Source organism: Pseudoalteromonas sp. T1lg22, from assembly GCF_002964645.1.
In the GTDB taxonomy this organism is placed as follows: Bacteria; Pseudomonadota; Gammaproteobacteria; order Enterobacterales; family Alteromonadaceae; genus Pseudoalteromonas.
On record NZ_PQBY01000026.1, the window covers coordinates 1 to 762 of the forward strand.

General features: G+C 33.7%; 1 protein-coding gene. It reads right to left on the reverse strand.

All coding sequences use genetic code 11. The features are described 5' to 3' along the window. Positions 1 to 93: 93 nt before the first annotated feature. Positions 94 to 762 (reverse strand): hypothetical protein (locus C2M24_RS14450; protein WP_233999559.1); only part of this gene is annotated, 669 nt, incomplete at its 5' end.

Below are 762 nucleotides of genomic sequence, written 5' to 3' on the forward strand. Positions count from 1 at the left end.
TATAACGCCTCATTCAGAGGCAATAAAATAGTTGGTTAAAATAAGCGACGAAGGAGCAAAAACCAACTGTTTTTTGTCCTTTGGAATGACTTGTTATAAATCATTTTTCTGAATAGGTTTAACACCAATTGCTTGTTTATTAAGATCTAAAATATTTTGTTCTCCTGAGAACAAAATAAATCTACCTTGAGAACCAGATGCCAAATAGGCATATGAATACGGTTTAAATTGTAAGTCTACTGTTAATGACTCTTTAGATGGAACGTGTCGGAACCACCCGTCACCAACCTCTTTGATATGCGGAGTAACAGTTACGCTGTTACTTGACCACTTTAACGCAAATTGAAAAATATCAGGTAATTTATTCTCTGATATTACAATTTTATCAACAATTAAGTTTTTGTGCCTAGTTACTACAGAGTATTCAAACTTCTCTTTCTCTGGAACATATTCTACTTGGACGCGGGCTGAATAATCCTGCGTTTCATCTTGAATTGCAAAGGCTGAAAAAGGTAAGAAATTAAAAGAGGAAGAATATCCTCTAATATCTAGCATTAATTTCACATTGCAGTTTTCTGTACAATGTGGAATATAAGAATTAAATGACAACTGATCCGCAGGAGCTTCGAACGGAACAGGAATTAAGAAATTTTCTGGTTCTGATTTCTGTGTATCTTTGCTAGTTGTGTTACATGCACTAATCAGAATAATTAATATCCCTATTATAGAATTACGCACCAAACCTTCCTTATGATTTATAAC